The following is an 8,939-nucleotide window of genomic DNA, read 5'->3' on the forward strand; positions in this document are numbered from 1 at the left end:
GACCCGAAAATCGAGTTCGGGATTTTCGTGGAGATAGCGGCGCCAAGCGGTTGCCTCGCGCTGCAGATGCCGGAAGCTTTCAACGGTGCGCATTCTTTTCCCAACTTGCCGATCAAGCGCGATATAGTGTGTGTGGCCTACGGCTGAGTACTTCGGCGCCACGTTCGGTCACCAACACGCTCTCGCTGCATCCGACTAAGTGACCGCTTTCGGCAAACAAGACTATGGGCATATGCAGCGTCATATTGGCCTCAAGGAGGTCAGCAGCTGTTGGCTCCAAGCTCAGATTACCGCGTTCCGCCCAATGGATACCATTTTGATATCCGGTCCGGTGGCGAAAGACCTGCTGGCGTCCGGACCTGGTGATGACGCTACGCGCGGCCGCGTCGACCTCCCCCGCCGCTACACCCGGCTTGATCGCAGCAATCGCGGCTTCAAGGGCAGCGACGGCCAAGTCGTGCAGAGATTCGATCTCAGGATGTCGACCGAGTACAGCGCTTCGTACCAACCCTGCGGCGTAGCCCCACTTAGCGCCGCCGATTTCTATGATAGCGGGCTCGTTATTTCTGATCGCATAATGCGCTGGGGGGCCGTGCGGCAGCTTGGTCCGATCTCCAAACGATAGAGAATACCAGCGCCAAAGCTCGCCACCCGCCTTTTTGACTTCCCGTTCAATAGTGTCGGCCGCTTCCAATTCGGTCACGCCCTCCCGCAGAGATTGCTGAAACGCGCAGATGGCTAGATCAGTCGACGTCATTGCATCACGCATGGCCTCAAGTTCGAGTTCACTCTTTACCGCCGCGACCGATGCAATCACTCGAGTCGCATCGGAAATCCTTAGCTCGGGAAGTTGCGCCTGGAGTGCACTTACGTCGGCCGGCGCAAGATTCCAGCACCCAAGTTCTAGTCCTACTGTACGCTTCTGCAGTCCGTACCGGCGAAGGACATCCGCGCATACCTTAGCAAAGTCGTGCTGTTGCGTATAAGCGATGATTTCATCGATGCAGCTTTCCGCGCGAACGACTTGCATTTCGTACTCTCGGACGACGTATGTCGGCTTTTGGCCTTGCACGAGGATCAATGGGAAAGGTGCGAAGTACCCACCAAATCCGTGATATCCGGTGAGATAGCGCAGATGACCATGGGCCGTAACCAAAAGCGCATCGAGGCCTACGCGCTCCATCGCGTTAAGCACTTTCTTCTGCCTGCGCTCATACTCTGCTTTCGGAAACGGGACGCCGGTAAGCGGAATCGGCGGAAATTCTGTGGCCATATGTCACCTTCCATCGTTGGTCCTAAAGATGCTCTTGCGTTAGCATCGGAGATCTCGAGATAGATTCGCAGTATCCCCGCGCTTTGTCGGCTCCGTGGGAACGGAGCAATTCTCGGAAGCCCGACGAGAAGAAACCTTGAGCCACCGACTTGGTTTAGCAGTCGCCCGATAATGTCCTTACTCGATCATAGTGGTTTGGTCTGAACAACCGATTGAACAGCGCTTGCTATCGCTTCCAGATCATCATCGCTGATGAGGTAGTGGAGGACTGCGCGAACAACGCCCTCGCTGAGCGTTCCCATGCGCGCTCCCCGCTGCGACAGCGCGGACAGGAATTCCGCGGTCGAGAGGCCGTCTCGTTCAAAGCGGAAAAATACCATGTTCGTCTCGATGACCGAAGGCTCCAGGTGGACGCCAGGAATAGCGCGGATCCTCTCCGCGAGCAGTCGCGCGCGCCGATGGTCCTCGCTCAGCCGCTCAACCATGGTTTGAAGCGCGACAATACCTGCGCTAGCCATGATGCCGGCTTGGCGAAGGCCGCCTCCCAAAAGCTTTCTGTAGCGTTTGACCCGCTCGATGAAGGGTCGGCTTCCGCACACAATCGACCCGAATGGTGCAGCTAGTCCTTTAGTGAGGCTAAACATGACCGAGTCAAAGTCCGCGGCCACTTCCGCCGGCGTCCTCCTTGAGGCGATCGCCGCGTTGAACACGCGGGCGCCGTCCAGATGCAGCGGCAGATCATGCTCATCAGCAAACGCGTGTACCTCCTTGATATAGGAGGCAGGCAGAACGCGCCCGCCGCTCTGGCAATGCGTATTTTCCAGCACGATGACCCCCGGGGGCGCACATTGGTAATCGTGCTTATCGCGGATGGCAGAGCGCAGATTATCGAGCGACAGCCGGCCGTCGAGTTCCGTCAGGATCGGATGTAGGACCAGACCGCCTATCGCCGAAACGCTTCCGGCCTCAAAGTCGTATAAATCAGAGCGATCGCCAAGGATCACTTCATGACCGCGAGGACAATGTGAGAGCAACGCTGTAAGGTTTCCCTGACAACCGCTCGACACAAAGGCAGCGTCTTCCTTGCCGAGCATCTTCGCTGCTAACGCTTCCAACTGATTGACCGTTGGGTCTTCACCGTAACCGGCATCTCCTACTTCCGCATTGAACATCGCCAGCCGCATTTCTTCGGTGGGAACGGTGACGGTGTCGCTCAGTAGATCAATCATTAGTCCCTCCAAATGATGGCGTTGGCGATGCGGCGCTTGCACCACGGTCTGATGCCGCCGCCCGCTTGCCGGATCCACAAAGAGCGAAGGGGGCGACCTTCTCTCGGCCGCCGTGCTTTATCCTTGATATCCGCATCGCGCGACTGTTTTCCGCGCACTTTCCTACCCTCTAGAGTACTTCGAAAGCCCGCTTGAACGTCGAATTTGGACACGAGATTGTCGCCCTCGAAATGTAGGCCTATCAAAGCCATAGCTTGGAACCTCCTTCTTCGGACGGCGTCACGATTTGGCGAATTCCAGCTGCGGGTTCACACTTTTGGAAACCGAGGTTCGAACACATCGCTCGCGATGGAGTAGAGATCGGGTCCGATGAATTGACAAATGTCGAGAAACCTCCGGCAGCTTGCTTTCGGCGCTGCAATCTACGCCGACAAAATAGCACGACTTGCGTTTGCGTATTACAAGCAGCATACCGAAACCATCGCATTTTCATGAGCCAACAGAAGCCATTATTAGGCGGCAGAGGTCCGTAATGTCGTAAATGGGCAGCTTAGTGATACGACGCAGTGCCGGCGCCACCATCGGGAATGCTGTGCATCCAAACAGAATTGCTGTGATATCCGGATACTCGGAGCGGAGTCGCGCAACGCACAAGGCGACGTCGGTCTCAATAGCGGCCACGTCGACGGGTGGTGCCGGATGCTTCTGCTCGTCAATCCAGAATTTGCTGCCTTCGAGGCCGCCGATCACAACTTTCGCTTGCTCGACTGGATCAACGAGCGGGAGCAGATCTCGACCACATTGCGTCGAATCGTAGCTCAGGATGGCAATTTTGGCCGACTTCGGTAGTTGGCGGAGCAAAGTCGGGAGTAGGAGCAAGCTCGACAGGGCTACCGGCACCTTTAGCGCTTTGGCCACCGCCGCCTGATGCCTGATCGAAAAGCCACAGTTCGAGGTGATCGCCACGGCGCCTCGCTCGACGTCAAGGGCCGGATCACCGCGGACCACGACCTCCGCCCAAGCGCCTGCAATAGTCTCCGAAATGACCGGGAACTCGAACGTAGCTGGATTAAGCAGGCCACCGGGCGGGGACGGCGGCGGCGTGTCGCTCGCCGCCCGCCCCCGTTCGAGGCTCAGAATTCCGAGAGGACGAGGGGTCTGCGATGGCATTGGGACTCCGGGAGAGCGTAGCGGGGATGGTAGGAGAGCGTGGAGAGCCTCTTGGCAGATTGCGAAAGAATAACCCACGTTGCCTACAAGTTTGCGCCAAATCACAAGGGCCGTTGAAACGTAGATTGCAGGAGGTGAGTCTTTTAGATACATTTCCTCGGCTGGTTTATCTGACCAGAAGCTCGCGAATGACCAAGGTCCGGCCGTAATGAGCGCTTTCTATTTCAATTGGGGGAGGATCTGAAATACGGGCCGCTAGACGTGCGAGAGAACATTCCGAGGGAGGGCTGAGCTCCGTCCATGGATGACTTAGATCGAAGGCTTCTCGCGGCACTTCAGAAGAATAACCGGCTCTCCTTTGCCGAACTCGCAACAGTCGTTGGTTCCTCAGCTGCTTCGTGCATGCGTAGACTGAACAAATTACGTTCCGCTGGCGTGATCGTTGCAGACATCTCCTTGGTGGATCCGAGGGCTTTGAACAAATCACTTACTGTTGTCGTCACAGTTCAGCTCGACCGGGAGCGTCTTGACCTTGTCGACGATTTCAAGCGCAGGATGCGCGCGGCCGAAGAAGTCACTCAGTGCTATATGGTTACGGGGGAAGCCGATTTCGTCCTCGTCGTGGCTGTCGAGGATGTCGACGCTTTTGACGTCTTCATCAAGACAAAACTATATACGAACCCGAACGTGCGGAAATTTCACAGCATGATCACGCTTGATCGTGTCAAGTTCGAGCCGCGGATCCCAGTGTAATTTTGGAGAGTGTGTCGGATTCTCAGTCCAGAATGATGTTACCTAAAGTGTGATGACATCAGGTTCGAGAGGCCTGAATTTTTGAGTAGTTGACGCATTCCTCTGAGGTAAAGGCATCGAGTGCGTAGCCGATGCAGCGCATATGGCCTCGACGGTTCGCGCGGCAGCTTCTCGGAGCAGGTGCTTAAGCTTGCCAAAGACCTGTTCGATTGGGTTCAGGTCTGGCGCATAATTGGCCGGAAGAAGAGGTTGGCACCGGCCAAGCGGATGAGCTGGCCAACAACTTTGTTCCTATGGCTACCCAGATTAACTAAAACGCCGACGTTACCGGGCTGAAGGGTCGGCAGAAGAACCTTCTCGAATAGGATGTGGAAGCTCACGCATCGATCCACCCCTCGATGAACCGCGGCGCATTGATCTGGTCATAGCGCAGTGACCATGCCCCTCAGGCTCAATCCAGGATGAAGTTCGGTCTGCCAAGAAGGACCAGAGAATTAAGCGCAGCCGCTTTTTCGGAAGAGTAATCATCGGGATTTTGAGGCGAGCGCGAGGAGAACACCCGGCTGAAGAAGTTGGATGCCATGCCGGACAGTGCAGCGCTGAAGGACTTGTTGGGATAGAAGTGGTGACGCTGGCGGAGAAGCTGAAAGCTGTCGCGCATCTCGTGGATGCCCACGGGATGAGCGGACGGCGCGCGTTTAAAGCGATCGGCTGTTGCCGCATGGCCATCAAATGCCAGACGTTCCGGGCAGATGACGCCGCCCTGCGCCAATGCATGAGAGCGATCGCCCAAAGAGCACAGTCGCTTTGGCCATCGGCGCCTGCATGTTCTGCTCAAGCGCAAGGGCTATCTGATGAACCACAAGAAGCTCTTCTCGCGGTTCGTCCGCGTGGCGGCCGCAAGCGGGCGATTGGGACCTGAGCGCCCGTGACAGTGCCGATAATGCCGAACGACCGCTAGCCACTCGACTGCGTCTCGGATCACCTCACCGACGGCCGCCGCTTCCGCATCCTCTCACAGCAGCCGCGCCAGCGTGGATCGCGAGGATCTGCTGGCACTCTATGACTTTCCCTCGGAGCACTCGGTCCGCTTGCGAAGCCAAGAAGTCGAAAGCGTGTTCGCCACGTGCGACACAGGACGGTTCGGACCAAGGTATCGTTTATCGCGACAGACCGCCACGCTGATGGCGTTCAAGCGCATCGATGTAGCCTCAAGAATCTGTGTCGGTTTAAAGGCACAAATCAGTTGTCTAAGATCATCTCCGGTATCAGATTTACCGACCGCATCGAGGTTATTCCGATCCAGCAAAACCGGGCCGCCTGATCGGCTCCGTGACCTAGAGCTCCCGTAGCCGCCAAGTCGTCGCGTATGCGATTCTCATTGTGCAAATCAGAGCGCCGGCTTCATCATGGCATCCGCACGGTAGAAGCGTCTGAAATCGACAGCCGTGATCGGCGACTTCCCGCCCGATGATGGTTTAGCCTCTCACGAGGTCAAATGCATGCCGGCATCGATGCGCACGCACTCGCCGGTCACATTGCCCGACATGGGGCTCGCCAAGAACACACGAGTTGCGCGATATCCTCGGCAGTCGAGACCACCTTTAGCGGCAACTTCGCAGCCACCGCGTCCCGCACCTGCTTGGCTCGGACCTCACCGCACCCCCTTGGTGTACCAAAGCGTATCGATGTAGTCGGGGCAGACTGTGTTGACGCGGATGCTGAGGGCCAAAATCTCCATCGAGATCAGGGATAAACTAACAATGCGTCCGGCCCGCTTTTGATGATCTGTTCGCGATAAGTCTTTGTGACATGATAAGGGGTGATATTGTTGACTTGGAGTTCACTCTCGCTAACGACGCGGGTTCTTCAATGAACTTCAACACGTGTGCTCTGCAACTCAGAGGATTAGCTGGTGTTTCCATTCCGCACCTCGTCTTGTCGTATCAGCGTGTTTGATTGAATGCGATCCTCCTCGTCTACAATACAGCATCATCAGTGGATCGATACCTACCTAGTGTGGTGAGTACTTCTCGGCCTCGAGAGTTGAGAAAGGCGCGCTCGTCAGATGGATAGCGGCGCGATAACGAACCTAAGTCGCATCCATTCGATCGTGTTGAGATCGAATTGAATCGCAAGAGATTCCCAAACAGGCGACGCGGGATTCATAGTCAAGGCGGGGAGGAGGGCTGGCGGGTCGCCCAGGGGAGACTCTGGGTGATGTTTCGAGGAAACGAGCCGCATAGCTGCGGATTCCGCTCGATGTCGCCCAGCATTCCGAGATGATCTCGCCCACCATTCCGATTTGAAGTCGCCCGGGTGACGAGGCCTCTTCTGGCTCCCATAGGGTCAACCCTTTCGGCTTTGCGAAGGGGGACCCTGGATGCTGACGGAGAGGCTTGCGATGCGCCGTGTGCGCGATGTGATCAGGATGAAGGCGGCCGGGCTGCCGAGCCGGGAGATTGCGCGACGGGTGCGCGCGGTGCCCTCGACGGTGCGGCTGATGATCCGACGGTTTGAGGCTACGGGCCTGACCTGGCCGTTGCCGGACGATCTGACCGACGCGGTCCTGGAATCGCGGCTGTTCGCCAAGACCGGTCACGGCAGTCGGCACGGGCATCGGCGCACGGTCGAGCCCGACTGGGCGGCGGTGCACCGCGAGCTCAAGCGCAAGCACGTGACGCTGTCGATCCTCCGCGGAGCCCGGCGGATACCGGTACTCGCGGTTCTGCGAGCTCTACCGCGCCTGGGAGGGGCGCCTGCCGGACGATGCGCCAGTCGCACGCGGTCGGCGACAAATTGTTCGTCGACTACGCGGGCGACGGCGTGCTGGTGGTGGTCGACGGCCTCACCGGCGAGCGGAGGACGGCGCAGGTCTTCGTCGCGGTACTCGGCGCCTCGAACTTCACCTATGCGCAGGCGACCTGGACGCAGGGGCTTGCTGGCTGGATCAGCGCCCACGTCGGCACCTTGGCGGCGATCGACGGCGTGCCGGCCCTCTTGGTGCCTGACAATACCAACGTCGCGGTCATTAAGGCGAGCCTCTACGACCCGCAGATCAATAGCACCTATGCGGAGATGGCGGCGCATCACGGCGCGGCCGTCTTGTCGGCGCGACCGCGCAAGCCGCGCGACAACGCCAAAGTGGAGCAGGCTTTCCTCATCGTCGAGCGCTGGCTGCTCGGCCGCGTGCGTCATCGCGTCTTCTACAGCCTCGCTGAGGTCAACGCAGCGATCGGCGAGTTTCTCACCAGGCTCAACGAGGAACGGCCGATCCGGCGGCTCGGCGTAACGCGCCGCCGGCTGCTCGAGGAGGTCGACCGGCCGGCGCTCAAGCTGTTGCCGTTGCCCTACGTCTATGCGAATTGGTGGATCCGCCGCGTCAGCCTCGATTATCACGTCGAGCTGGAGAAGCATTACTACAGCATCCCGCATCGCTTCGCGCGTGCCGAGGTCGAGGTGCGGTTCACCACCCGCACCGTCGAGATCTTCCACAGGGGCGAGCGGATTGCTGCGCATCAGCGCATGAGCGGCAATCACAAACACACCACCGTGCCGAAGCACATGGCCTCCAGTCATCGGCGTTACGCCGGCTGGACCATCGCGCGTATCCGCCAGGACGCTGCCGCGATCGGGCCGGCGACCAGCGCGTTGTGCGACCTCATTCTCGACGAGCGCTCGCACCCCGAGCAAGACTTCCGCGCCTGCCTCGGCATCCTCAGGCTTGCCGCCTCCTATGGGCGCGAACGGCTGGACTCCGCGGCTGCGCGGGCGATCGACATCGGCGCGCGCACCTACGGCTCGGTCAAGTCGATCCTCGCCAACAATCTCGATCGGCGTTCCGCTCCCCAGCGCTCCGCGGACGACGCGCCGATCCTGCATGCCAACATCCGCGGACCGCGCTACTATAATTAGGAGACCCTCTCTTGCTCACCCATCCGACCCTCGACCGCCTCAACGCCCTCGGCCTCCACTGCATGGCCGAGGCCTTCGCCGACATTGAAGCCGCCGATGAGGCTGGCAGCCTCGGTCACGCCGAATGGCTTGCTCTGCTGCTCGAGCGTGAAGCCTCGCTGCGGCAGGACAAACGGCTCCCCACTCGCCTGCGCTACGCCAAGCTGCGCCAGCAGGCGTGCGTCGAGGACATTGACTACCGCCCCCGCGCGGCCTCGACCGCCCACTGTTTGCCAAGCTTGTCGAGGGACGCTGGATCGACGACGGCCAACCTGCTGATCTGCGGCCCGGCCGGCCTCGACAAGAGCTGGCTCGCCTCGGCGCTCGGCCACAAGGCCTGCCGTGACAACCGCTCCGTGCTCTATCAACGTGTTCCGCGGCTGTTCGATGATCTCGCTCTCGCGCGCAGCGACGGCCGCCATCCGCGCCTATTGCGCGGGCTCGGCCGTGTCGATCTGCTGATCCTTGATGGTGTGGACGGCCTCACCTCAACGGCATCATAGTGCCAAGCGTGGCCGCCAGGGAGCCACAAAGAAGGGAGACCGTCCGCGATGAAGTTT

Annotated in this window: 6 protein-coding genes and 2 pseudogenes; 4 read left to right on the forward strand and 4 right to left on the reverse strand. The window is 59.2% G+C overall.

Features of this window, described 5'->3' with window-relative positions; genetic code table 11:
* Window positions 1-112: 112 nt before the first annotated feature.
* The 3 genes from IVB12_RS01300 to IVB12_RS01310 all read right to left on the reverse strand — a co-directional run bounded on the left by IVB12_RS01300 (window position 113) and on the right by IVB12_RS01310 (window position 3,672).
* Complete coding sequence (locus tag IVB12_RS01300) at window positions 113-1,273, reverse strand: Xaa-Pro peptidase family protein (RefSeq protein WP_247294854.1); 1,161 nt, start codon at window positions 1,271-1,273, stop codon at window positions 113-115.
* A 185-nt stretch (window positions 1,274-1,458) separates the two neighbouring features.
* Window positions 1,459-2,502 carry a GntG family PLP-dependent aldolase gene (locus IVB12_RS01305; protein ID WP_247294857.1) on the reverse strand — a complete coding sequence of 348 codons (1,044 nt, stop codon included), beginning with the start codon at window positions 2,500-2,502 and terminating at the stop codon, window positions 1,459-1,461.
* 489 nt (window positions 2,503-2,991) lie between these two features.
* Window positions 2,992-3,672: a hypothetical protein gene (locus IVB12_RS01310; protein WP_247294860.1), complete on the reverse strand. Its 681-nt coding sequence runs from the start codon at window positions 3,670-3,672 to the stop codon at window positions 2,992-2,994.
* 300 nt (window positions 3,673-3,972) lie between these two features.
* Here IVB12_RS01310 and IVB12_RS01315 point away from each other — a divergent pair, with 300 nt between their 5' ends.
* A complete protein-coding gene (locus IVB12_RS01315) occupies window positions 3,973-4,425 on the forward strand; it encodes an Lrp/AsnC family transcriptional regulator (RefSeq protein ID WP_247294862.1) in 453 nt (150 codons plus the stop codon).
* Window positions 4,426-4,640: 215 nt separating this feature from the next.
* On the opposite strand, the gene IVB12_RS01320 is transcribed toward IVB12_RS01315, so the two are convergent.
* Window positions 4,641-4,805 (reverse strand): hypothetical protein, encoded by a 165-nt coding sequence (locus IVB12_RS01320; protein WP_247294864.1) that lies wholly within the window; start codon window positions 4,803-4,805, stop codon window positions 4,641-4,643.
* A 168-nt stretch (window positions 4,806-4,973) separates the two neighbouring features.
* On the opposite strand from IVB12_RS01320, the pseudogene IVB12_RS01325 reads away from it, so the two are divergent.
* The 3 genes and pseudogenes from IVB12_RS01325 to IVB12_RS01335 all read left to right on the forward strand — a co-directional run.
* Window positions 4,974-5,383 (forward strand): annotated as a pseudogene (locus tag IVB12_RS01325) (IS3 family transposase); the annotation flags it as partial.
* 1,446 nt (window positions 5,384-6,829) lie between these two features.
* Window positions 6,830-8,340: pseudogene (gene istA / locus IVB12_RS01330) on the forward strand (IS21 family transposase).
* A gap of 11 nt (window positions 8,341-8,351) precedes the next feature.
* Entirely contained in the window at window positions 8,352-8,882 is a 531-nt protein-coding gene (locus IVB12_RS01335) for an ATP-binding protein (protein ID WP_247294866.1), read from the forward strand.
* Window positions 8,883-8,939 lie beyond the last annotated feature (57 nt).

The organism is Bradyrhizobium sp. 179 (genome assembly GCF_023073535.1).
Lineage (GTDB): Bacteria > Pseudomonadota > Alphaproteobacteria > Rhizobiales > Xanthobacteraceae > Bradyrhizobium.